The 24,672-nt window shown below is 40.6% G+C and carries 27 protein-coding genes; 26 read left to right on the top strand and 1 reads right to left on the bottom strand.

The genetic code is table 11. The features are described from left to right. Positions 1–60 precede the first annotated feature (60 nt). The 16 genes from plsX to BI182_RS11160 all read left to right on the top strand — a co-directional run bounded on the left by plsX (position 61) and on the right by BI182_RS11160 (position 13,593). A complete protein-coding gene (plsX, locus tag BI182_RS11235) occupies positions 61–1,056 on the top strand; it encodes a phosphate acyltransferase PlsX (protein WP_070369423.1) in 996 nt (331 codons plus the stop codon). Positions 1,057–1,059: 3 nt separating this feature from the next. After that, positions 1,060–1,284, top strand: a complete 225-nt coding sequence (gene acpP / locus BI182_RS11230; protein WP_070369424.1) for an acyl carrier protein — start codon at positions 1,060–1,062, stop codon at positions 1,282–1,284. A 149-nt stretch (positions 1,285–1,433) separates the two neighbouring features. Then, positions 1,434–2,096: a ribonuclease III gene (gene rnc, locus BI182_RS11225; RefSeq protein WP_070369425.1), complete on the top strand. Its 663-nt coding sequence runs from the start codon at positions 1,434–1,436 to the stop codon at positions 2,094–2,096. Positions 2,097–2,110: 14 nt separating this feature from the next. After that, positions 2,111–5,683: a chromosome segregation protein SMC gene (gene smc / locus BI182_RS11220; RefSeq protein ID WP_286808000.1), complete on the top strand. Its 3,573-nt coding sequence runs from the start codon at positions 2,111–2,113 to the stop codon at positions 5,681–5,683. An 84-nt stretch (positions 5,684–5,767) separates the two neighbouring features. Then, positions 5,768–6,670 carry a signal recognition particle-docking protein FtsY gene (gene ftsY / locus BI182_RS11215; protein WP_286807996.1) on the top strand — a complete coding sequence of 301 codons (903 nt, stop codon included), beginning with the start codon at positions 5,768–5,770 and terminating at the stop codon, positions 6,668–6,670. Positions 6,671–6,858: 188 nt separating this feature from the next. Beyond that, the gene (ylxM, locus tag BI182_RS11210) at positions 6,859–7,215 is read left to right on the top strand and encodes a YlxM family DNA-binding protein (protein ID WP_070369428.1); all 357 of its coding nucleotides are present in this window, start codon (positions 6,859–6,861) and stop codon (positions 7,213–7,215) included. 9 nt (positions 7,216–7,224) lie between these two features. Then, complete coding sequence (ffh, locus tag BI182_RS11205) at positions 7,225–8,562, top strand: signal recognition particle protein (protein ID WP_070369429.1); 1,338 nt, start codon at positions 7,225–7,227, stop codon at positions 8,560–8,562. Between the two features lie 71 nt (positions 8,563–8,633). Then, a complete protein-coding gene (rpsP, locus tag BI182_RS11200; protein ID WP_026394772.1) occupies positions 8,634–8,879 on the top strand; it encodes a 30S ribosomal protein S16 in 246 nt (81 codons plus the stop codon). A 16-nt stretch (positions 8,880–8,895) separates the two neighbouring features. After that, the gene (locus BI182_RS11195) at positions 8,896–9,126 is read left to right on the top strand and encodes a KH domain-containing protein (RefSeq protein ID WP_026394773.1); all 231 of its coding nucleotides are present in this window, start codon (positions 8,896–8,898) and stop codon (positions 9,124–9,126) included. A 66-nt stretch (positions 9,127–9,192) separates the two neighbouring features. Next, on the top strand, positions 9,193–9,708 hold the full coding sequence (gene rimM, locus BI182_RS11190; RefSeq protein WP_070369430.1) for a ribosome maturation factor RimM: 516 nt from the start codon (positions 9,193–9,195) through the stop codon (positions 9,706–9,708). Further along, positions 9,705–10,403 (top strand): tRNA (guanosine(37)-N1)-methyltransferase TrmD, encoded by a 699-nt coding sequence (trmD, locus tag BI182_RS11185; protein WP_070369431.1) that lies wholly within the window; start codon positions 9,705–9,707, stop codon positions 10,401–10,403. Before rimM ends, trmD begins: the two co-directional genes overlap by 4 nt. A gap of 90 nt (positions 10,404–10,493) precedes the next feature. After that, a complete protein-coding gene (rplS, locus tag BI182_RS11180; RefSeq protein WP_070369476.1) occupies positions 10,494–10,841 on the top strand; it encodes a 50S ribosomal protein L19 in 348 nt (115 codons plus the stop codon). A 76-nt stretch (positions 10,842–10,917) separates the two neighbouring features. Further along, positions 10,918–11,445 carry a signal peptidase I gene (gene lepB, locus BI182_RS11175; protein WP_070369432.1) on the top strand — a complete coding sequence of 176 codons (528 nt, stop codon included), beginning with the start codon at positions 10,918–10,920 and terminating at the stop codon, positions 11,443–11,445. A 2-nt stretch (positions 11,446–11,447) separates the two neighbouring features. After that, on the top strand, positions 11,448–12,287 hold the full coding sequence (gene ylqF, locus BI182_RS11170; protein ID WP_070369433.1) for a ribosome biogenesis GTPase YlqF: 840 nt from the start codon (positions 11,448–11,450) through the stop codon (positions 12,285–12,287). Between the two features lie 164 nt (positions 12,288–12,451). Continuing rightward, positions 12,452–13,231 carry a ribonuclease HII gene (rnhB, locus tag BI182_RS11165; RefSeq protein ID WP_228883447.1) on the top strand — a complete coding sequence of 260 codons (780 nt, stop codon included), beginning with the start codon at positions 12,452–12,454 and terminating at the stop codon, positions 13,229–13,231. Next, positions 13,228–13,593 (top strand): YraN family protein, encoded by a 366-nt coding sequence (locus BI182_RS11160; protein ID WP_148636468.1) that lies wholly within the window; start codon positions 13,228–13,230, stop codon positions 13,591–13,593. Before rnhB ends, BI182_RS11160 begins: the two co-directional genes overlap by 4 nt. Before the next feature lie 59 nt (positions 13,594–13,652). Here BI182_RS11160 and BI182_RS11155 read toward each other — a convergent pair whose 3' ends face one another. Then, positions 13,653–13,973 (bottom strand): nucleoside triphosphate pyrophosphohydrolase, encoded by a 321-nt coding sequence (locus tag BI182_RS11155; protein ID WP_148636469.1) that lies wholly within the window; start codon positions 13,971–13,973, stop codon positions 13,653–13,655. 421 nt (positions 13,974–14,394) lie between these two features. On the opposite strand from BI182_RS11155, the gene BI182_RS11150 reads away from it, so the two are divergent. The 10 genes from BI182_RS11150 to BI182_RS11105 all read left to right on the top strand — a co-directional run bounded on the left by BI182_RS11150 (position 14,395) and on the right by BI182_RS11105 (position 24,656). After that, entirely contained in the window at positions 14,395–15,642 is a 1,248-nt protein-coding gene (locus BI182_RS11150; protein WP_286807965.1) for a glycosyl hydrolase family 28-related protein, read from the top strand. A 117-nt stretch (positions 15,643–15,759) separates the two neighbouring features. Continuing rightward, complete coding sequence (locus BI182_RS11145) at positions 15,760–16,866, top strand: DegT/DnrJ/EryC1/StrS family aminotransferase (protein ID WP_286807962.1); 1,107 nt, start codon at positions 15,760–15,762, stop codon at positions 16,864–16,866. 8 nt (positions 16,867–16,874) lie between these two features. Beyond that, on the top strand, positions 16,875–17,510 hold the full coding sequence (locus tag BI182_RS11140) for a sugar transferase (RefSeq protein ID WP_187389165.1): 636 nt from the start codon (positions 16,875–16,877) through the stop codon (positions 17,508–17,510). A 36-nt stretch (positions 17,511–17,546) separates the two neighbouring features. Then, entirely contained in the window at positions 17,547–18,167 is a 621-nt protein-coding gene (locus tag BI182_RS11135; protein WP_286807953.1) for an acetyltransferase, read from the top strand. Beyond that, positions 18,167–19,420, top strand: coding sequence for a glycosyltransferase family 4 protein (locus BI182_RS11130; protein WP_286807952.1), 1,254 nt, complete (start codon positions 18,167–18,169; stop codon positions 19,418–19,420). Before BI182_RS11135 ends, BI182_RS11130 begins: the two co-directional genes overlap by 1 nt. A 14-nt stretch (positions 19,421–19,434) precedes the next feature. Further along, entirely contained in the window at positions 19,435–20,739 is a 1,305-nt protein-coding gene (locus BI182_RS11125; protein WP_286807950.1) for a nucleotide sugar dehydrogenase, read from the top strand. Between the two features lie 12 nt (positions 20,740–20,751). Then, complete coding sequence (locus BI182_RS11120; protein WP_286807946.1) at positions 20,752–21,834, top strand: Gfo/Idh/MocA family protein; 1,083 nt, start codon at positions 20,752–20,754, stop codon at positions 21,832–21,834. Further along, positions 21,831–22,391: an N-acetyltransferase gene (locus BI182_RS11115; protein ID WP_286807943.1), complete on the top strand. Its 561-nt coding sequence runs from the start codon at positions 21,831–21,833 to the stop codon at positions 22,389–22,391. The genes BI182_RS11120 and BI182_RS11115 overlap by 4 nt, the downstream gene beginning before the upstream one ends. A gap of 27 nt (positions 22,392–22,418) precedes the next feature. Beyond that, positions 22,419–23,540: a DegT/DnrJ/EryC1/StrS family aminotransferase gene (locus tag BI182_RS11110; protein ID WP_286807940.1), complete on the top strand. Its 1,122-nt coding sequence runs from the start codon at positions 22,419–22,421 to the stop codon at positions 23,538–23,540. A 9-nt stretch (positions 23,541–23,549) separates the two neighbouring features. Next, entirely contained in the window at positions 23,550–24,656 is a 1,107-nt protein-coding gene (locus BI182_RS11105) for a glycosyltransferase family 4 protein (RefSeq protein WP_353744770.1), read from the top strand. Positions 24,657–24,672: the final 16 nt, after the last annotated feature.

The raw sequence follows: 24,672 nt of genomic DNA, 5'->3' as shown, positions 1-24,672 counted from the left end.
TAGTATTTACTGAATAGCTTTTTTCTGGGATAATAGACAGATATATGGGAGGGTATAATTTTGAATATATTTTTAGATGCCATGGGTGGTGATCATGCACCCTATGAAATCGTCAAGGGTGCCATTGATGCTGTAAAAGAATATGATGTCAAGCTGACCCTGGTGGGTCACAGGCAGGCCGTTCTAGAAGAACTTTCAAAATACGATTACCCTAAAGACAAGATAGAAATTCTGCACGCCGAAACGGTCATTGAGAACACGGAAGAACCGGCCATGGCGATTCGGCGAAAACCGGATTCCTCGCTGGTGGTGGCCTTGGATGAAATGAAAAAAAGAGAAAATGCGGTGCTGATTTCGGCCGGTAGCACTGGTGCACTTTTATCTGGTGGTTTATTAAAGCTTGGTCGGATCAAGGGGATAAAGCGGCCTGCTTTAGCGGCGACTTTACCCAAAAGCGATGGCGTGTTTGTGCTCATTGACACGGGTGCCAATGCCGATTGCAAACCAGAGTATCTGGAACAGTTTGCTCAATTGGGAAAAATTTATTCAGAAAATGTTTTAGGTAAAAATAATCCGGGGATCGGTTTGATCAATATCGGTGCTGAAGCAAAAAAAGGCAACAGTCTGGTAAAAGCTGCTTACGAGCTTTTGGAAACTGGTGATTTTAATTTTTTGGGCAATGTGGAAGCACGGGATCTACCCGAAACCAAGGCTGATGTGTTAGTCTGTGACGGATTCACCGGGAATATCGTTTTGAAATTAACTGAAGGCATAGCGGCGTATTTGCTCAAGGGAATGAAGACATCAATCATGAGCAACACCAAAGGAAAAATTGGAGGAATGCTGATTAAAGACAATTTACGAAGTTTTAAGAAGCAATTTGACTATGCTGAATATGGTGGGGCACCTTTTCTGGGAGTCAAGGGCGGAATCATTAAAGCCCATGGCAGCAGCGATGCCTTTGCCATCAAAAATGCAATAAGGCAGAGCATGAAGTTTATTGAAAATGATGTGTTGCAAAAAATAACTGATAATGTAAAAAATATGGAGGCTTAAATCATGGATGAACGATTCTTAAAAGTCACGGCGATTATTTCAGAACAACTTGATGTTGATATTGATAAAATTACCCTTGAGACCTCACTCATTGATGATCTGGAGGCAGATTCACTGGATGTGGTTGAACTGATTATGGCATTCGAAGATGAGTTTGGTACAAAAATTGACGAAGGTGCATTAGAGAATATCCAAACAGTGGAAGATATTATCAACGCAATTTCCTGAGTAAACAAAATGAGTGCCGAAACAAAAATTGGCACTCATTTTCAAACAATTACGAAGTTTACACCAGGCGTTTGCATGTTTGGTCTTTTGATTGGGAATAGCGAGAAACGCCCAGGGGGGATCTCGTAATCGATAAGGGGGGATATTACGTGACAATCGAAGAAAAAATCGATTACCGTTTCAAAAAGAAAGATTTATTAAAAGTAGCATTAACACATAGTTCACATTCAGGAAATTCAACCAATAATGAACGACTTGAATTCTTGGGGGATGCAGTATTGGAACTGATTATCAGTGAGTATTTATTTTTAGCTCACAAGTTATCTGAGGGTAAAATGACGAAAATCCGTTCCAATATTGTATGTGCCGAGTCTCTTTCCAAGGCGGCTTATGAGCTTCATTTGGGAGATCATATCTTTTTGGGTAAGGGAGAAATTGTAACCGGTGGCCGACAGCGAAAATCGAATCTTGCGAATGCATTTGAGGCCCTGATTGGGGCTGTTTTTTTAGACAGTAATTTCGAAACGACACGAAAAGTTGTCCTCAAAGTACTGGAAAACAATATTCAACTGGCGTTATCAGGTGCCTTGGTTAAAGACTATAAAACTGAACTTCAGGAGTATATTCAAAAGAATAATGACAATGTGATTGAGTATATTCTGGAGCGGTCTGAAGGACCAGAACACAACAAGACCTTTTATATCAATTTGATTTTTAATGGCGATTGTGTGAGTCATGGGATCGGAAAAAGTAAAAAAGAAGGGGAACAGGACGCTGCAAAGAATTATTTGCATAAGACCAGGAAATTGTAAATTGAGGTGAAGGCTTGTATTTAAAAAAATTGCGATTGTCGGGGTTTAAATCATTTGCAGACCCTGTAAGCCTTGAGTTTTCAGAAGGTATTTCTGCAATTGTTGGTCCTAACGGCAGCGGAAAAAGTAATATCACCGACGCCATCAAATGGGTTTTGGGTGAACAAAGCATAAAATCCCTGCGGGGAAAGAAAATGGAAGATGTAATCTTCTCAGGAACAGAAAAAAAACCAGCCTCAGGTTATGCCGAGGTTGTTTTGATTTTAGACAATAAAGATGGTACACTGGAAAACTATCCTCAGCAAATAGCGATATCCAGAAAACTATTCAGATCAGGTGAAAGTGATTATGCCATCAATAAAAAGAGCTGTAAACTTAAAGAAATTCACAGCCTCTTTATGGATACAGGCTTAGGAAAAAATGGTTATTCGTTAATCAGCCAGGGCAGTATCGAAAATATATTAGCCAGTAGCCCCACGGAACTTCGGAATATTTTTGAAGAAGCGGTGGGCATTGTATCGTATAAAACAAAAAAAAACGAGGCCGAAAAAAAACTGGAACAAACCCAGGGCCATTTGGATCGGCTTCGGGATATTATGACCGAAATCGAAAAACAACTAGGACCATTAAAAAACCAGTCCCGGAAGGCTCAAAACTGGTTAGTTTTGCATGAGGAATTAAAGACTGTTGATCTGGTCATCTTTTATCGGAAAATGAGCAGTGCCGTCACGGAACTTGAAGAACTAAAAATAAACCTTAAAAATCAAATAAAAAGCTGCAATCAAATTGAAGCGGCCATTCAAAAAAAGGATGAGCTCTATCAAAAATTGACCATCGAAAACCGCGAATTGGATCTTTTAACTGATGCTGAAAAGAAGAATCTTAGTGTTCTCAGCACGGATTTTGATCAGGTACAGCGGGAAGCGATCCGCTGTAAAAGCCAGTTGGAGGCCAATGAAATAAGCCAGCAACGGCTTGCCAAAGAGCAGGAAAATTTGTCTTTTCAGATTGATGAAGCCCGAGCCAGAATCAATGGTCTTGAACGTGAAAAAAAAGTCTTGCTCAAAAATCTTAAAAACCATGAAACGGCCTGGCGTGAAATGGATAACACGCTTCACAGTCTGCTGATTGAAGAACAGCAGGAAAAAGAGCGAATCAAAGCGACTCAAGATGCAATTCAAAATCATCAATCCTGTTGTGAAAGTTTGGAGATAAAGCGTTTTGAAATAAAAACGGCGATTCAGGAGGCAACAACAGAGTCTTCTTTTATAAAAAAGCACTTGGATGAAGCCTTGGTCAACCAAAATCAAATCACTTCAGATTTGGAACAACATAAAATAGAACTGGACAAACTACGAGAAAAAAAGCAGCAACAGAACGAGCTCTATAGCCAGTTGCAGTCTCAGTATAGTCAAGTTTTGGAAGAACAGCAAAAAATTCAGCATCAGGTCCATCACATTTCCAATAATTTAAAAGTTAATGCCTCTAAAGCAGAGTATTTAAAGAATATTCAAAAAAATTATCAGGATTATTTTCCGACCATTCGAAAACTGATGACATCTGAAAAACTGCTGGGCCCGGTGATCCATGAGGTGTATGGGCCGGTTGGCGAACTGATCACCACAAAACCCAGGTATCTCCAGGCCATTGATATTGCGTTGGGGGCAAAAAGCCAGAACATTGTGGTAGCCACAGTTAAGGTTGCCAGTGATTGCATAAATCTCCTGAAAAAAGAACGTTTAGGACGGGCAACCTTTTTACCACTGGATAATTTAAAATACAATTCAATTGATGACCGAACCCGGGCGGCGCTTAAGAATATGTCCGGGGTGGAAGGAATTGCCAGTGAGTTGGTTAAAACTGAAGCTGCTTATGCGGCGGCAATCGAAAGTCTTTTAGGACGGATCATCGTTGCCAGTGATTTTGCTTCGGGACGAGCTATCCAGAATAAATTGGCATCGCGTTTTACGGTGGTGACGCTGGAAGGTGAAATCTTCTATCCCGGCGGTGCTATTGTCGGCGGTCAAAGCAAAGATAACCGGCAGTCCCCGCTGTCTAAAAAAATTGAAATCCAGAATCTGGAAAAGGAAATGGAAGCTTATAAAAAAGCCCTCGTTCTTGCAAAAGACCAGGAGTTACAGTCGCACGCATCAATATCTCAGCTGAGTAAACAATTAAAAGAATTGGAATATGAACACAATCGTTGCAAACAGGGTTTGTGGGAAAAAAATAAACGGATTGAAGATTTAACTGAAAAACAACATGTAAACACCCGTTCAATCGCAGTTCACAAGAAAAAGCTTCAGGAGCTAAGTCAGACACTCGAACAATCCAGTCAGGAACTGACAAAGATAGAAACGGCCTACAATCAGGCGAAAGAAGCGACTAAAGAGCAGGATTCCGATGATCGCACTCAGGAGATTCGGGAGCGGTTGGATGATTTTCGGTTAAAAATTTCTGACAGGCAAATGATCATCACTCAGATTAAAGGTGAAATTGCCGGGCTTGATCAACAAATTATCTTGATGCAGGAACAATTGACTCACCAAACAACCAAAAAAACGGCGTTAGAAAAAGAAATTGGATGCTACCACAGCGATTCGAACGACTTGATTCAACTTCAGCAGAATCTGGAGGCGGATTATCAACGATTGTCGAAGCTGATTGAAGCCCATCGCAACAAAAATAAACAAGCGACGGAACTGCAAAAAGCAAACGCCCAGCGCCTGGAAACACTGCAGGAAGAAATAAAAAACGACAATCACCAGTTGATTGTGGAGAATGACAGAAAGAACACTGTTTCCAGCCAGGTAAACAGTCTGCAACTACAGATGAACCATTGGGAAGATACTATCTATAAGAGTTATGAAATCAATTATTTGATGGCCGAAGATGCCTACCGGCAGCTGGAACAAGACAACAAACTGGATGCGCTGGATTTATCTGAAGAACGTCAGCGTGATTTACAAGAAAAAATTAATGCTCTCGGTAATGTCAATCTTAATGCCATTGAAGAATATCAAGAAATTCTCATCAGGCATGATTTTATGAAAGCACAGATGGATGATCTTAAAGCCGGAAAAAGCGAACTGTTGGATATTATCAATACCCTTTATGACGCCATGACTGAGCAGTTTAAGGCTAACTTTATCAAGCTTCAGGAAAACTTCACCCGGATCTTCAGTATTCTATTTGAAGGCGGTCGGGCTTATCTGGAGTTTACCGATCCCACCGGGGTACTGGAAGGGGGAATTGAGCTGGTGGCTCAGCCCCCGGGGAAACGGCTGCGCCATATTTCGTTGCTTTCTGGTGGTGAAAAATCGATGGTTGCCATTGCTCTGCTATTTTCCTTTCTGGAAATAAACCCTTCGCCATTTTGTGTAATTGATGAAGTGGACGCCGCCCTGGATGATCACAATATTTACCGGTACATTTCGTATCTGAAAAAAGTGGCGGAACATAATCAATTCATCACGATTACCCATCGCCGCACCACCCTGGAAGTCTGTGATAATCTCTATGGGGTATCGATGTCCAAGGATGGGGTTTCGCAATTGGTGTCAGTCCGACTGACGGATTATGCATAAAATAATATCATGGATAATGTTAAAGTGATTGGGTAGTACACTCATTTTAGCTCCAATTGATGAAGTAAAACTAAGGAGGCAATTATGGAATTAAGTTTATATGAACGGATGCGCAATAAACTGATCAAAACAGCTGACAATTTTAAGGAGAAAATTGAAAATGTCATGTATATGGGCAGTTTTGACGATGATTTCTTCGACGAACTGGAGGAAACGCTGATTCTTTCGGATTTAGGGGCGCAAACTTCGGTGAAAATCACTGAAGCGCTCCGAGCAAAGATTAAAGAAACCCGATCCAAAAGCAAGGAAGAAGTCGTGGGTTTTCTAAAAGAAATCCTGGTGGAGATGGTTCAGGTAGAAACCGAAAAACCCCAACTTCCTACTATTATGCTGATTGTCGGGGTCAATGGGGTTGGTAAAACCACCACTATTGCCAAGCTTTCCGAGCGTTATAAAAAAGAAGGAAAAAAAGTTGTTATTGCGGCTGCTGATACCTTTCGAGCTGCGGCGGTGGAACAACTCGACGAATGGGCTAAACGGGTTGGTGTTGATATTATCAAAAGTACAACCGGCGCTGATCCCAGCTCGGTAATTTTTGATGCCATTGGGGCAGCTAAGGCCCGGAAGGCCGATATTCTGATTTGCGACACCGCCGGACGACTCCATAACAAGGTCAACCTGATGAAAGAACTTGAAAAGATCAGCCGGGTGATTAACCGGGAAGGTGAAGGCTTTTCGATCCACAATTTAATGGTGCTGGACGCCACAACCGGTCAAAATGCCATTAATCAAGCCCAGGTCTTTTATGAATGTGTGGAAATCAAGGGTATCGTTTTGACCAAGCTGGATGGTACGGCTAAAGGTGGTATTGCCATTTCGATTATTGATGAAATGCAGATCCCTATCGAATATGTTGGCATCGGTGAAAAATCGGAGGACCTTATAGATTTTGATCCAAAGAAATTTGTTGATCTGTTGTTTGAATAAGGCTTTGTGTGATTGTGAAATCGGACACCACAGGTTGTAACAAGCTTAAACTTTTAAGAGAAAAAATCTTGAAATTATTGAAGAAATGTCCTGAAAATCGGGAATAAAAGCTTGACTTTTTCTCTGCCAGGACTTACAATAGGTAAGTCGTCAAGTAAATATCCTTTACGACGATGCTGAAGGTGCTTATGGAAAAAAAAGTAGGGGAACAGTATTTATTTGATTTTTATGGTGAGCTGCTGACTGCTAAGCAGAAGCAGATTTTAGAGTATTACTACGATGACGACTATAGCCTGGCGGAAATTGCCGAGGTAATGGCAGTTACCCGACAGGGTATTTTTGATGTGATTAAACGCTCGAAAGCCATGATGGAAGCCTATGAAGAAAAACTGGGACTCATCGCCAAGTTTTTAAAATCTCAAGTTCTTTTGGAAGAAATTGAGAAAGAACTATTGGATTGTGTTGATCGGGAAAAAGACGAACAGCTTAAATCCGAATTGATGCTGGTGGTTGAAAAACTGAAAAATGTCAGTGAAGAAAACTAGAGGTGACAGATGATCTTTGAAGGATTAAATGAAAAATTTCAAAATATATTTTCCCAACTAAAGCGCAAAGGAAAACTCAACGAAAAAGACATCCAGGAAGTTAATCGGGAAATTAAAATGGCCCTATTAGAAGCTGATGTCAATTTCAAAGTCGTTAAACAATTTACCAAAAATATCGGTGAACGGGCAATCGGCCAAGAGGTACTAAGTAGCCTGACGCCCGGGCAACAGTTTATTAAAATTGTCAAAGACGAAATGACAGCCCTTTTAGGTGGCGAAATTGAGCGGATGGACTTTGTTCAGGGCCGCCAGAACGTGTATATGATGGTCGGTCTTCAGGGGGCTGGTAAAACAACGACCGCAGCCAAGCTGGCCAACTTGTTGCGCAAAGAAAAAAAATTCAAGCCACTACTGGTCGCCTGTGACGTCTATCGTCCGGCAGCAATTAAACAGCTGGAAATCCTCGGGGATGAATTAAAGATTGACGTCTATTCCGAACATGATGTAAAAGATCCGGTGGGGATAGCCAAACGGGGACTGCAAAAATCAATTGAAGGTCATTATGATCTGGTGATCATGGATACCGCCGGTCGCTTGCAAATTGATGAAGCCTTGATGGCTGAATTGGTCAACATCAAAGAAGCGATTAATCCTACCGAGATTTTATTAACGGTCGATGGGATGACTGGTCAGGAGTCGGTCAATGTTGCCAATGAATTTAATCGTCTACTGGATATTTCAGGAGTAATCTTAACCAAACTCGACGGCGATACCCGGGGTGGTGCCGCCTTATCGATTACTTATACAATTGGTAAAGCCATCAAATATATCGGAACCGGTGAAAAATTGACCGATATTGAACTCTTTTATCCAGATCGGATGGCATCACGAATTTTGGGAATGGGGGATGTATTATCCTTTATTGATAAGGCCCAGAGTATGATGGATGAGGAAAAGGCCAAAGAACTTGAAGAAAAGTTCAGAAACCAGGATTTTGATCTTAATGACTTTCTCGATCAGATCAAGCAGATTGAAAGCATGGGCTCGATCAGCAGCTTGCTGGAAATGATGCCGGGGGCCAATAAAAAAGCATTGAAGAATGTGGATTTATCTGGTGCTGATACCAAGAAAACCGAGGCTATCATCTTGTCGATGACTAAGGAAGAACGTCATAAACCAGGGATTATCAATGCCAGCCGACGAAGACGAATTGCGTTGGGGAGCGGTACCATGGTTGCGGACGTCAACCGGTTGTTAAAGGGATTTGAACAATCCAAAAAGATGATGAAACAAATGTCAAACCCAAACATTGCAAAAAAAGGACGGATGAAGCTACCGTTCATGTAGACTGAAATATGATTAGTGTTATCAAGGACTTTATGTCATTAGATAAAGAAGTTAAGAAAGGGGGAACGAACATGGCAGTTAAAATCAGATTAAAAAGAATGGGTAAAAAGAAAAAACCTTTTTATAGAATCGTTGTTGCCGATGCACGAGCACCACGTGATGGTAAGTTCATCGAAGAAATTGGATACTACAACCCTTGTGTTGACCCTGCACTCGTAAAAGTCGATGCAGATAAAGCCAAAACATGGTTGGCCAATGGCGCAAAACCAACAGATACCGTCAAGTATTTGTTAAAAAGAGAAAACGTAATCGAGTAGTACCAGGAGGTAAATGATGAAAGAACTTGTGGAAATTATTGCAAAGGCTCTTGTTGAACACCCCGATGCGGTATCTGTCCAGGAAGTTGAAGGCGAACAGTCCATTATTTTGGAACTCAAGGTCGCAGACGACGATATGGGCAAGGTCATTGGAAAACAGGGGCGTATCGCAAAAGCAATTCGTACCGTCATAAAAGCCGCTGCCACGAAAGAAGATAAACGTGTCATGTTGGAGATCATCCAATAAAGGCATTGGGCTGTGTATACAGCTCTTTTTTTTCGGGTGTTTTTAGGGTTTAAACAGGAGAAAATAATGGAAAATAATAATCGTTTAATCATCATTGGCCGGATTCTTGGCGTACATGGAATTAAGGGTGAATTAAAAGTTCAACCGCTGACTGATGATCCGGGTCGTTTTTATGATCTGGATGAGGTCATTTTAATCCATGATAAAGCTGCAACAGATTATAAGATTACGAATTGCCGTCTTCATAAAAACAATGTATTGCTGTTTCTGGAAAATGTAAAAAACCGTAACGAGGCTGAAGCATTAATTGGCCGGGAAGTCGGGATTCCCCGGGAACTGGCAGTGGCATTGTCTGAAGATGAATTTTTTATTGAAGACTTGTTGGGATTGCCAGTTTACAATGACGGAGTGTTGCTTGGAAAAATAACCGATGTGATGCAAGCAGGCGGGGTGGATGTTTATACCATCACTGCCGACAAGAAGGTCTATTGCGTTCCGGCCCGCAAGCTTTATTTTACAAAAATCAATGTTACTGAAGGCCGGATCGATGCCAGTATCCCTCAGGAAATATTAGAGCTATGAGATTTTATTTCTTAACTTTATTTCCGGAAATCTTTGAAATATATTTTCAAACCGGGATGATTGGCCGAGGTGTCAAAGCGGGTCTGATTGACTATACGGTGATTAATATTCGGGATTTTTCCGGAAATAAACATCATAAGGTTGATGATACCCCTTACGGTGGCGGTGCCGGGATGGTGATGGCGGCACCTCCGATTGTCGCCGCCCTGAAAAGCATTGCTGATTTAGGCACATATCCAGTTATTTACTTGACCCCTGGCGGCAAACCATTTGAACAAAAAGATGGGATAAAGCTATCGGAGTATCCGGGCATCATTTTTATCTGTGGTCATTACGAAGGAATTGACCAGCGGGTGATAGATGCTTATGTGGATCTGGAATTTTCAGTGGGGGATTATGTCTTGACTGGTGGTGAATTACCGGCCTTAACTCTGGCTGATGCCATTGCTCGACATATTCCCGGCTTTCTGGGAAATAGCGACAGTTTGGCAGAAGAATCCTTTGAAAGCCATCTGCTGGAATATCCCCAGTATACCAAACCCCGGGAATTTGAGGGCCAGGAAGTGCCTGAAGTATTGCTCTCCGGCAACCATGCCGCAATCAACAAATGGCGCTTATTACAGGCAGAAACACGGACCCGGTTGAAGCGGCCTGACTTATTTGAAAAATATCAAAAAAGCTTGCATAATGAATAGACAAAGTGTATAATATATCAGTATGTTATTAAGTGAGACGGTCCTCTGTACCCGATGCATGAACGTCGCAAATCGAATATTAAGGAGAAAATAATGGACATTATCAAAAAGATTCAATTAGAAAACATGAAGGCTGAGCCACCAAAATTTAGTGTTGGTGACACCGTTAAAGTTCATGTTAAAGTAATCGAAGGTAAAAAAGAACGTATTCAGATTTTTGAAGGCATCGTCCTTAAAAAGCAAAACGGCGGTGTTGGCGAAACGTTTACGGTACGAAAAATCTCGTCTGGCTTTGGGGTAGAAAGAACCTTCCTGGTGCATTCGCCAAAAATCGAAAAGGTTGATGTGGTTCGTCGTGGTAAGGTGCGTCGAGCTAAGCTTAACTATCTTCGTGACCGTGTTGGTAAAGCAGCAAAAGTCAAAGAAAAAAGAGCGTAATTCAGAGGCTATCAAGCCTCTTTTTTGGTTAATTCAAGCGTTTTAATAACTAGAAATTTAGCAAGGAAGTGAAAAAATGAAAGAAGATCAGGAATCTAAAGGTAATTTGGAACTTAAAGAATGGATTCAATCCGCTGTGATTGCCATTGTGCTTGCTTTTATCATAAAGATGTTTTTGTTCGACTTTGTCATGGTTCAGGGCAGTTCGATGTTTCCCACGCTGGTGGAGGGAGATCGTCTGATTGTCAATAAAATAGGCTATACCATCGGTGAACCGGATTATGGCGATATTGTGATCCTCAGTTATAGTGATAGCATTGAGTATGTCAAGCGGGTCATTGGCAAGGGCGGCGATACCATTGCAATCAAGGATATGGTAGTTTATCGTAACGGCGAACCGCTAGAGGAGGATTATATTAACCCTGATCCTTATGAAGACTTTGCTGAGGTTACCGTCCCAATGGGAACCTATTTTGTCATGGGTGATAATCGGGCCAATAGCTCAGATAGCCGTTATCCCAGCCTGGGTTTTGTCGAAAGGGATGCCATTGATGGGAAAGTTATCTTTAGAATCTGGCCGCTTTCAGAAATTGGTACGGTATAAGGATGTCTGAAGAAAAAATAGAATATATACAATGGTATCCCGGGCACATGGCCAAAGCCAATCGGGAAATTAAAGAAAAACTCAAACTGATCAATGTGGTAATCGAAGTAGTTGATGCCAGATTACCGCTTTCCAGCAAAAATCCGGAAATTAATCAGTATACCTGGAATAAGCAGCATATCCTGCTATTGAACAAGTCAGATTTAGCCGATCCGGAAGTCAGTCTGGAATGGATTGAGTGGTTTAAAAAAAATACCGATATTCAAAAAGTGGTGCTGTTTGACGCATTTGACCGACGGATGAAGACTGAGCTGGTCAGAACCATTCAGGATTTGAATGTAAAAGAAAAAGCTCAGGTAAAATGTCTGGTTTGTGGAATCCCCAACGTTGGTAAATCCACAGTAATCAACAGTCTGATCGGTAAGAAAAAAACTCAGATTGGCAATAAGCCAGGAGTCACCAAGGGGCAGCAATGGCTGAGTACCCCGGATCACCTGATGCTTTTGGACACCCCGGGAATCTTATGGCCAAAATTTGAAGATCCCCTGGTCGGTCTCCACTTAGCCTGGTTGGGTTCCATTAAGGATACCATTTATGAAAAAGAGAACATCGCTGCAGATCTGTTAAAATATCTACTAATCTATTATCCGGGAGATTTGGAAACCCTATACAAAATTGAAGTAGAAGGCAAAAATATCCCCGAGGTATTCGATGCCATTGCTAAAAGTCGGGGATTGCTGATTAAAGGTGGCGAATATGATTATGCCCGCACCAGTGTGCTGATTCTCAACGATTTCAAGAATGGCCGAATTGGCCGCATTACCTTGGAGCGACCAGAGTAACGATGGACTTGTGACAGTCCCTGCTGGTAACGATAAAACAACCAATTTTTATTGAGAGTTGGTTGTTTTTTATTTGGGTTAGAATGGATTATTGGGTGGTGTTGTCTATATTTGTTTTACCACTTGTAGTATAATGACGGTAGAATCGTAATAAAGAGGTAATCATGAAAAAAATTGATAATATGACTGTTACACAGATAAAAGAGTATGTTGTGACCAGGCAGAAGGAAGAATATCCTAACCTGATCCCGATGCTGAAAGAAGATCATCGGGCTGCTGTTAAAAAAATTGGGCAAAATTTAGAGAAGAAAACCGCAGCCAGAGACCAGGAAGTTCAACGAATTGAAAAAATGAAATCAATTGAATCCGGTTACTATGATCAGGGTATCTTGAATATCGGTGGCATCGACGAGGTTGGGCGGGGTCCCTTAGCAGGACCAGTGGTGACCTGCGTCATTATTCTGAAACCAGATTCCAGTCGCTTATATGTTAATGACTCAAAAAAAGTTGCGAAAAAAAATCGTGAAACTTTGTGTGAACAACTCCTTGAAGATGCTGTAGATTATGCCATTGGACAGGTTGATTGTGATGTGATTGATAATTTGAATATTCTTAATGCGACCAAAAAGGCCATGACTGATTCGCTGGCGAAGTTGTCTATTAAACCGGATTTGCTCCTGATTGATGCTCTTCATATCGATACAGATATCCCCCAGAAAGCGATTGTCCATGGTGATGCCACCAGCTATGCCATTGCTGCAGCAAGCATTGTTGCCAAAGTCTACCGGGACAATCTGATGCAGATTTATCACGAAGAGTACCCGGAGTACGGTTTTGATCACAATATGGGCTATGGAACGGCTGAACATATAAAAGCCTTAAAAAAATATGGACCGACGCCGATCCACCGTAAAAGTTTTATTCAGAATCTGGGCTTAAAATGAAAACACATAATGTAAAAAAAGGTAAAGCCGGAGAAGCGTTAGCATTAAACTATTTAAAAAATAACGGTTTTCAGATTTATGAAACAAATTATAAAAAGCCATCTGGAGAAATCGATCTCATTGCAAAAGATCATGACACATGGGTATTCATTGAAGTAAAATATCGAAAAAATCTGGATTTTGGATATCCCCGGGAAGCGGTGAACCGGTCAAAACAAAAACGAATTGGTAAAACAGCGCTTTGGTACATAAAAGAAATGCAGCTCGATGATGTCAATATCCGCTTTGATGTTATCGAAATCTATTACGAATCAAACGGGGAGCAGGTGATTAATCATTTAGAAAGTGCTTTTTCGTTTTAAAGAATAAACAGGACTGGTGACAGAAAATTGATCACCAGTCCTGTTGCTTTTTTGAAATACTATTGACCGTCATCTACCGAAATCAGAAAGACTTTTTCAGAATAGGTACCTTTGTTTTCTTTATTCTGAATTTTTAAATAGTCAATATGAAGCGGCTCAAAATCAAAGCTTTCCACAATTGCATCCAGCAATTCGTAGATATCCGAAAGTTCATCTTCAGAGGGTCTTTTCAAAAAAATCTGAGCTTTTTCAAGAAGCTTCTCTTGTAGCGCTTCTCTAACTTCTGATTCACCTAAGATTTTGTACTCACAGGTACGTCCGCTGTCTCGAATGATTTCAGGAATTTTATCCCGAACAATTTTGTTGTACTCAACTTTCATAATCTATCACCTCAAGCCTATTATACCCAATGGTTAGGGTTCATAACAAGAGGCAACGTTATTTATTTAGAAAAAAACCTGACTGATTCCGAATTGATAGTATAATATAATAAAAACAACTGAAAATGGGAAATAAAATTGTAATTATTCGGATCGAGATCCAATCGCAGTCAACCCCTGAGTTTTTTGGGGAATATTGGGTATGTATTTCACAATGGAGTGCAGACTTCTCGAATAAAAAACAAAATTTGCTAAGTAGCAAGAAATTTTTAACTTGTGCTTGCGTTTTGGTTGGAGTAATACTATCATAGTTAGAACAGTTCTATTTTAAGATAGGGTTCAAGCTTAAAGATGCATATTATTTAATGAGATCGGATGGGTGCAGAAATTTCTGAATAAACATCGGAAGGAAGGTTTTGTTATGAGGAAGCTAACAATCTCAGTGTTCATATTGGCAGTGATCGGTGCAATTGTTTTTGCACTTAACTTTATGAGTCCCGCAGAATCGGACTCATCGGAAAAACTTTCTTCGAATCCGAGTCAAATAAAAAAAGTAATCGTACCGAAAGACAAAACAGTTAATGCAAAAGATTACGGAGTAAAGGGTGATGGTTTAACTGATGATACCGTTGCCCTGCAAAATGCAATTGATGAAGCGAGTAATAAAAATGCGCTATTGATCTTACCAGAGTCGGAAAAACCGTATTTAATTACAAAACAATTGATCATTAGCGATAACACCCACATTAGTGGCTATGGAGCTGTACTATTCATGGCCCCGCAAGAAGATACAATCAAGAACATGCTTTGGTCTAATCCAGATGAGACTGTTTCGAATATTTCAATCGAAGGACTAACTTTAAAGTCAGAAAATACGATTAAGGGTGTTGATTATTATGAGAACAGTCGTGTCAGCAATGTTCAGGGGATCTACTTTCAAGGCGTTGAAGCAATGACAATCAATGATGTTTTCATGGATAATGTCTATGTAGGCCTAAAATTAGCCCAAACAGGGAAGTTCAAAAATAAGGATATAACGATAAGTAGACTAGAAATTGATCATTCGGGGATGCCGATACAGATTTCTGGTACGAATGGTTTTAGCATGGTTGACAGTATCCTGAATTCAAGCGACGGCGGAACGAAATGGTTGCATTCCGCATACCTCCGAGGTGACAACAGTAATTTTTATTTTGAAAATGTTGAATTCAATAATGCATCGGGAGGTGGAATAGCAATTGCGGGAAATCCACAATATAATAAACCGCCTGAAAACATGATTTTCAAAGATTGCCGCATCAAAGATAGTGTTGTTGGTGTTCATATCAACAGCGGTGCCAAAAATATAACAATATCAGGCTTAGTGATTGAAGGGTGTAGTTTGGGTTTTAAAATCAACGAAGCATCCGAATTAAGTATTGATAAGGTGAGTATCAGTGGAGCAAAAGCAAATGAGAATGACCATGGCGGCTTTAGTATTGAGAATGTCGAGCAAGCTACAATTTCTAATGTTTCAATTGATGCCAGCGAAATAACAGAATCCCTGTGTTTGTTGATTGGAAATATTGAAAATTTGAGGTTATCTTCATTTGAAGATAACGACGTTAAGGATATTCCTTTATACAGTGTTAACAGCACCGCAATAATAAAGAATTTGATTATTGAATGATTTTTGTGAAGAATGAAAACAAATCAATAATTTTTTAGATAATCACATCTTAGAAATACGATCAAATCATAATGCTAAGGTGACATCAAGTAACGATTTTTTAGGAGGACGACAACAATGGCTGAGAAAATCTATCTGTCATCACCACATATGAGTGATGAAGGATTTGAAATGGAATATATCAAGGAAGCATTTGCCACCAATTGGATTGCACCACTGGGTCCAAACGTCAATGAATTTGAAAAAGAATTTGCAGTAAAAGTTGGCGCTAAATATGCAGCTGCAGTCAATACTGGGACAGCTGCAATTCACTTGGCATTACGGGCAGTTGGTGTTAGCGAAGGAGATATTGTCTTTTGTCCATCGCTCACTTTTTCAGCAACCGTTAACCCGATTATTTATGAAAAGGCAATTCCGGTATTTATTGATAGTGATGAAGAAACCTGGAATATGTGTCCAATTGCATTAGAAGCGGCTTTTTTAAAATATCCTCAGGTAAAAGCGGTGATTGTCGTTCATCTTTACGGTTTGTCGGCAGATATGGATAAAATCATGGCAATCTGTAATCATCATGGCGTTACTGTCATCGAAGATGCTGCGGAGTCCCTGGGTACTTTGTACAAAGGCAGACAAACTGGCACCTTCGGTGAATATGGCGTATTTAGTTTTAATGGAAACAAGATTATCACTACGTCTGGCGGTGGAATGTTGGTTTCTGATAATCAGGAACGAATTGAAAAAGTGCGATTCTGGTCGACTCAATCGAGAGATTCGGCACGGCACTATCAGCATAGCGAATTGGGTTTTAATTATCGCATGAGTAATATATCAGCGGGTATCGGTCGTGGTCAATTAAAAGTACTGGATCAAAGGATTGCCAAAAAAAAATATATCTTTGAATTTTACAAGCAAGAGCTGGAAAAATTACCAGGGATTGAATTTATGCCGATCAATCATTGGAATGAGCCAAATTATTGGTTGAGTTGCATAACCTTAGATGGATCAATAAAACCACTGGAAATAATCGAGGCTCTGGAAGGCGAAAATATTGAATCACGACCGCTTTGGAAACCCATGCATCAGCAGCCTTTTTTTGAATGGTGTGACTTTATTGGGGGAATCGTTTCAGAAAAGCTGTTTAATTCAGGTCTTTGTCTGCCCTCTGATACAAAAATGACAGACTCAGATCAGAAACGAATTTGTCAGATTATTAAAGGGTTGTGACTGTGATGATCTATAAAAGATTTATAAAAAGACCAATGGATTTTTGTTTATCTTTGGCAGCAATCATTGTCCTCTCACCGGTATTTTTTATTTTGGCTTTGTTGATCAGAAAAAAACTGGGCCATCCAGTGCTATTCAAACAACAAAGGCCGGGTTTAAATGAAAAGGTGTTTACACTCTATAAATTTAGAACCATGACTGATCAGCGGGATGAACAAGGCGCACTGTTACCTGATGATCAGCGACTGACCAAATTTGGTAATTTTTTACGATCCACCAGTCTGGATGAATTGCCGGAACTTGTAAATGTGGTTAAAGGTGATATGGCTGTTATTGGCCCGAGACCATTACTGGTACAATATTTACCCCTTTACAATGAAAAACAAAAAAGAAGACACGAGGTAAGGCCAGGGTTATCTGGCTTGGCTCAGGTAAATGGACGAAATGCCATTAGCTGGGAAGAGAAATTCGATCTCGATGTTAAGTATGTTGATGCTGTCAGTTTTGTGGAAGATTGGAAGATTATCTTATTAACGTTAAAAAAGGTCTTTAAACGCGAAGGAATCAATGCAAATGATTCGACAACAATGGAGTTATTTCAGGGAACAAGTGGAGACGATAAAAAAAACTATAAAAAGTGCTAAAAAATACACGGTACTAATCGAAGGAGGCGCTGCGTTGTGAAAAAAAAGCTATTGATCATCGGAGCAAGTGGGCACGGAAAAGTTGTCGTTGATATTGCAATGAAAATGAATAAATGGAAAAACATCGCTTTTCTTGATGATGATCCATCAATTACCGAGTGTATGGGATTCAGTGTTGTCGGAAATACAGGGGATGCCTTTAAATTTGCAGATAAAGCAGATGTTTTTGTTGCTGTTGGAAACAATAAAATTAGAGAAGCGGTTCAAAATAAGCTTGAGTCAGCTGGAATAGAGCCACCACTCTTAATTCATCCGTCAGCGATTGTTGGGTCATCGGTGGAAGTAGGAATTGGAACCGTGATTATGGCTGGGGTTGTAGTCAACAGTGCCACGCGAATCGGCAAAGGCTGTATTATCAATACAGCAGCAACAGTAGACCACGATAATCGTATTGCCGATTTTGTTCATGTTTCGCCCGGGGCACATCTGGCCGGGATGGTGGTGATTGGTCAAAAAACCTGGATTGGGATTGGCAGTACCATCAGTAATAATCTAACCATTACTGGTGACTGTAAAATTGGTGCCGGTGCGGTTGTAGTAAAAGACATAACTGAATCGGGAACCTATGTGGGCGTTCCGGCAAGGAGTATCCGTTGATGAAAAAAACTGTCTGGATTTGGAACCACTATGCTACCAATATGTATAAGGATCGTGCTGGTCGACATTACTCGTTTGCTCATTATCTGCTAAAACAGGGTTATAACCCCATCATTTTCTGTGCTTCAACCGATCACTTTTCGAATGAAAACATTGAAGTTATGAATAAAAGATATCGAGTGGACACAATTGATGGAATTACCTTTGTGATTATAAAAACCCCTGATTACGCTGGAAATGCAAAAAAAAGACTGGTCAACATGCTGACCTTTTATAAAAACCTGTTCCCGGTTGCTAAAGAATATGCACGCATAAATGGAAAACCGGATCTCATTCTGGCATCAAGTGTACATCCTCTCACTCTGATTGCAGGTATTCAGATAGCAAAAAAGTTTAAGATCTCATGTATTTGTGAAGTCCGGGATCTCTGGCCAGAAAGTATTGTCGCTTATAGTGGTTTAAAACGAACCAGCTTGGTTGCAAAAATTCTTTATCGCGGTGAAAAGTGGATTTATAAACGGGCTAACAAACTTATCTTTACCATGGAAGGTGGGTCCGATTACATCATTGAACGCGGTTGGAACAAAGAGCAAGGTGGTACGATTGATCTAAAAAAAGTTTATCATATAAATAATGGTGTTGATCTCGATGTCTTCAAGGAAAACCAAACGGTTTATAAATTTGAAGATCTGGATTTAGACAATGAGAAAACCTTTAAGGTAATTTATACCGGATCAATTCGACTTGTAAATAACGTTAAATCCATTGTTGAAGCAGCCCAAGTTGTCAAAAAAGAATCGCCCAATGCGATCATTTTCCTTATTTATGGCGATGGCAGTGATCGAAAAAACCTGGAAGACTTCTGTAAAGAGAATAATATTAATAATGTGGTGTTCAAAGGCTATGTCAATAAAAATAGGATTCCATATGTTCTGAGCAAGTCAAATCTCAATATCATTCACTTTGAGGACAATCAGATAAAAAAATACGGGGCCAGTCTCAATAAACTATTTGAGTACTTTGCCAGCGGTAAACCGACGGTTTCTGATTGTGAATTTGGTTATGACCTTATAAAAAGATACAATTGCGGAATGGTGGTTGATCAGGCTGACCCAGAACAATTGGCCCAAGCCATTATCGAGTTCAGCAATATGCCAAAAAAGCAATATGAAGAATACTGTAAAAATGCCCTAGCGGCTGCGTATGATTATGATTATCAACGACTAACAGAAAAACTTATTGAATTAATTTAAAGGGAGTTATAAAAATGACGATCAAAGACAAATTAATTTCTAAAACAGCGATATTAGGTGTGGTCGGTCTTGGTTATGTAGGGCTTCCTCTGGCAGTGGAGAAAGCGAAAGCTGGTTTTAAAACGATTGGCTTTGATGTGCAAAAAGAAAAAGTCGACATGGTAAATTCTGGCATCAACTATATTGGGGATGTGGTCAATGAAGATCTGGAGACAATTGTCAAGTCAGGTCTGCTTTCGGCGACGACGGATTTTTCCAAGGTTGCCGCCGCTGATTGTGTCTGTATTTGCGTGCCAACCCCCCTCGATGAGCATCAACAGCCGGATATCAGTTATGTCAAGTCTTCAGCAGAAAGCATTGTTCCATACATGCACAAAGAAATGTTGATTGTCCTTGAATCGACTACCTATCCCGGAACGACCGAAGAACTGCTTAAACCAATTTTTGAGTCATCGGGATTAAAATGCGGTGAAGATTTTTTTCTGGCCTTTTCACCTGAACGGGTTGATCCCGGAAATTTGATTTACAAAACGAAAAACACCCCTAAGGTGACCGGTGGTATCACCCCGCAGTGTACCGAAGTGGCAGCGGCGATGTATGAGAGCATTTTACAAGCCCCCATTTATCGGGTTTCTTCACCGGCCGTAGCCGAAATGGAAAAGATTCTTGAAAATACTTATCGCAATATTAATATTGGGCTGGTGAATGAGCTGGCGATGTTGTGTCATAAAATGGGAATCAGCATTTGGGAGGTTATTGATGCTGCCAAATCAAAACCCTATGGCTTTCAGGCTTTTTATCCGGGACCAGGAGTCGGCGGCCATTGTATTCCGCTGGATCCTTACTATCTGTCCTGGAAAGCCCGAGAATATGGATTTCACACATCAATGATTGAATCCTCAATGATGGTAAACGACCGGATGCCTGAGTATTGCGCTGAACGGGCCAGTAAAATCTTAAATCACCACAACAAAACCCTAAAAGATTCAAAAATTCTTTTTCTAGGGGTCGCTTACAAGCAGGACATTGGCGATTATCGAGAAAGTCCTGCCATAAAATTAATGGACGAAATCGAGAAAGAAGGTGCAAAAGTCGTTTACCATGATTCATTTGTACCAGAATTTCAGGAACATGGAAAAACACGAACCGGTGAGGTGGAACTAACCTGCGAACTCATTGAGTCAGCCGACCTGGTCATCGTCACAACCGCTCACACGAATGTTGATTACAGTACCATTCAAAGACATGCGAAACTTATTTTTGATACAAAAAATGCCATGAAAAACATTAAAAATAGAGAAAATATTGAACTGCTTTAAGGAGGTGTCACCTTGGGTCTTAAATATGCATTAATCGGATGCGGAAAAATTTCGGCCAATCATATTGCTGCCGCCCGGGCCAATGATCTTGATATTGTTGCACTGTGTGATGTTTATCCGGAAAGTATGAATGCACTGATCAACAAATTTGACTTACCGGAAACAATCCATCAATATACCGATCATCAAGCGTTAATTCAACATGAAGAGCTGGATCTGGCAGCGATCTGTACAGAGAATGGGAAGCATGGGTCGATCGCACTGGATTTTATTGAGGCCGGTTGCAATTTAATCATCGAAAAACCAATTGCCCTATCGCTTGAAGAAGCAGATGAAATTATTCGGCGATCCAAAGAAAAAAACGTCAAAGTTAGTGCCTGTCATCAGAATCGTTTTAATCAGTCGGTCATTGAAATTAGAAAAGCCCTGGACCTAAAACGTTTTGGGAAACTATTTTATGGAACCGCCCATATCCGCTGGAATCGAGGGTGTGAATACTATGTAGGTTCGAAATGGCGGGGAACCTGGGAACACGATGGCGGCGCCCTGATGAATCAATGCATTCACAACATTGATCTGCTGAGATGGATGTTGGGCGATGATATTATTGAAGTGGTGGGGATGACAGACAATCTTAATCACCCCTATATTGAAGCGGAAGATTTTGGGATCGCTCTGATCCGTTTTGCTAATGGCAGCTATGGCATTGTTGAAGGAACGACAACCATTTACCCCAAAAATCTGGAAGAAACACTCTACCTGTTTGGTGAAAAGGGGACGGTCAAAGCTACTGGTCAGTCGGTTAACATTATTGAAGAATGGCAATTTTCTGATGCCCTGGATGACTCCGGGGAAATTAAAGAACGGTTTAGCAAAAATCCGCCCAATGTCGCTGGTTACGGACATACACCCTATTATACCGATGTTATTGATGCGATAAAAAATGACCGGGAACCATCTATTACGGCGGAAGACGGTCGCAGAGCAGTGGAGCTTATTCTGGCAATCTACAAATCGGCCGCAGAAGGACAACGGATCCGATTGCCATTGGAAAAATGCAGTACGTCAGATTTTAAAGGGAGATTTGAAAAATGAGCTATTTCGTCCATGAAAGCAGTTATATCGATGAAGACGTTAAAATTGGAGCAGGTACAAAGGTTTGGCATTTTTGTCATATACAAGAGGGGGCTGAGATTGGCGAAAACTGTTCACTGGGTCAAAACGTCAATATTGGCAGTCGTGTAATAATCGGGAAAGGGGTAAAAATTCAAAACAACGTTTCGGTATATGAAGGGGTCGAGCTGGAAGATTATGCTTTTTGTGGGCCGTCAATGGTGTTTACCAACGACTTGACCCCACGCAGTAAATACCCCAAAGGCCCGGGTGGCTTTAAAAAGACCCTGGTGAGATACGGGGCATCAATCGGCGCCAATGCAACCATCGTTTGTGGTAACACCATCGGCCGCTGGGCAATGATTGCTTCTGGGGCCGTGGTAACCAAAGACGTCAATGACTATGCACTGATGGCCGGGGTACCGGCAAAACAAATCGGCTGGGTTTGCGAATGTGGAACACCATTAAAAGAAGGCCTTTCCTGTGAAGCTTGTGGCAGAGCATATCGTCTTTTGAATGATCAATTAATTGAAAAGTAAAAATCATGCGAATGGAGAGTGATTTTGATGGAGTTCAGAGATTTAAAAACCCAGTATCAAAAATATAAAGACGAAATTGATGGTGCCATTCAAAAAGTTCTGTTAAAGGCTGACTTTATAAACGGATCAGAAATTCAAATTCTAGAAGAACGGCTGGCAAAATATGTTGGCGTCAAACATGCTATTTCCTGTGCCAATGGCACTGAAGCCATGACATTGGTGTTAATGGTCTGGGGAATTAAAGCCGATGATGCCGTATTTGTACCGGACTTTACCTTCTTTTCAACGGGTGAAGTCGTGTCTTTAAGTGGTGCAACCCCGATATTTGTTGACGTCGATCCTCATACTTTTAATATCGACACGGAAAAATTAGAAAACGCTATTCAACGGGTCATAAAAAAAGGTGAACTCAATCCAAAAGCAATTATTCCGGTGGATCTATTTGGTTTGCCGGCAGACCATCATGAAATCGGTCGGATTGCCGAAAAATACCATCTGCTAATTTTGGAAGATGCCGCCCAGGGATTTGGCGGTAGTATTAACGGTCAGAAGGCCGGTAGTTTTGGTCATGCTGCCACAACATCATTTTTCCCGGCCAAGCCACTCGGTTGTTATGGTGATGGTGGTGCGATTTTTACAAATGATGATCACTTAGCCAGTCTGCTCAATTCATTAAAAGTTCATGGTAAAGGAAAAAATAAATATGATAACGTAAGGATTGGTCTTAATTCCCGGTTGGACACAATCCAGGCAGCGATTTTAAATGTCAAACTGACCGCATTTATTGAGCATGAACTTGAGGATGTCAATAAAATCGATTGTCTGTATAACCAAAAATTGGCTGGAGCTGTTGAGATTCCGATGATACCGGCGGGTTATTATTCCAGCTTTGCCCAATACACCATTAAACTTAAGAACAAATCCGAACGAGACGCACTAAAAATCAGATTAAGCGAGCATAAGATACCAAGTATGATTTATTATTCAAAACCAATGCACCGACAGGAAGCTTTTAACGATCAGGAATTTGATGATGCTGATTATATGGTTACTAATAAGTTATGCGAGACAGTATTATCGCTGCCAATGCATCCTTATTTGACAGAGAAAGAAATCGATGAAATATGCAATGTGATTATCGATGTTTAGAGGATCGCTATGATGAATGTTTTACATGTGAATTCCTATTACGCTCAAGGAACTTTTTATAAACATTTGTATGATCAACAGATAGAAACAGGAATGGCTATCGATGTATTTGTACCGACGCCAATTGCGGTCAATCGTGATCTGGGAAACTATACAACCATCAGTATTAATCATAATAATTATGATCGTTATTTATTTCATCTGAAACACACAAAAATTTATCGGGATATAAAGAGAACATACCGTCTTGAGGATTATACAGTCGTTCATGCCCATTCATTATTTTCCAACGGATACATTGCGATGCGAATAAAAAAGGACTTTGGTGTTCCCTATATCGTTGCAGTGCGGGACACCGATGCCAATGTCTTTTTTAAACGGATGGTCTGGCTTAGAAAACTTGGGATTAGTATTTTAAAAGAGGCCTCACAGGTAATCTTTCTGTCAACAACCTATCGCGATGCGGTAATAAAAAAATATCTGCCAGAACACCTGCAAGATGAGATTCTCGCCAAATGTGCAGTTATTCCCAATGGCATTGATCAATTCTGGCTGGATCATTTGGGGACTCCTAAACTAAGTCGAGACAATAACACGCTAAATCTTTTATTTGTGGGAATGATCAACAAAAGAAAGAATATTCCCGCAACCATCAAGGCAATCAGGCACTTGATCCGCCAGGGATATGAGGTGACCTTTACGGTTGTTGGCACAGTCAATGATACGTCAATTTTTGAGCAAATAAAAAAAGAAGCCTTTATCCGATATCTTCCACACTGCTCAAAAGAAAAGTTGATTGAGATTTACCGAAACAGTGACATTTTTGTGATGCCGTCGATCACTGAGACCTTTGGTCTGGTTTATCCCGAGGCAATGAGTCAGGGACTTCCTGTGATTTACACTAAAGGGCAGGGCTTTGATGGTCAATTTTCCGATGGGGAAGTTGGCTTTGCGGTAAATTGTTTTGATGTAGAAGATATTGCCAATAAGATCATCAAAATCAAAAATAACTACAATAATTTGTCGCAAAATGCAATAACCGATGCCCGAAAATTTTGCTGGACTGATATTTGTGAGGAATACAAAAATATATATGAGGCGATCGGGCAAAAGTAAGAGTGAAGAAGGGGGG

Origin of the sequence: Acetobacterium sp. MES1 (assembly GCF_002237635.1) — a bacterium.
In the GTDB taxonomy this organism is placed as follows: domain Bacteria; phylum Bacillota; class Clostridia; order Eubacteriales; family Eubacteriaceae; genus Acetobacterium; species Acetobacterium wieringae.
The sequence above is the reverse complement of the archived record's forward strand: the minus strand, read 5'-3'. Positions and strand labels throughout refer to the sequence as shown.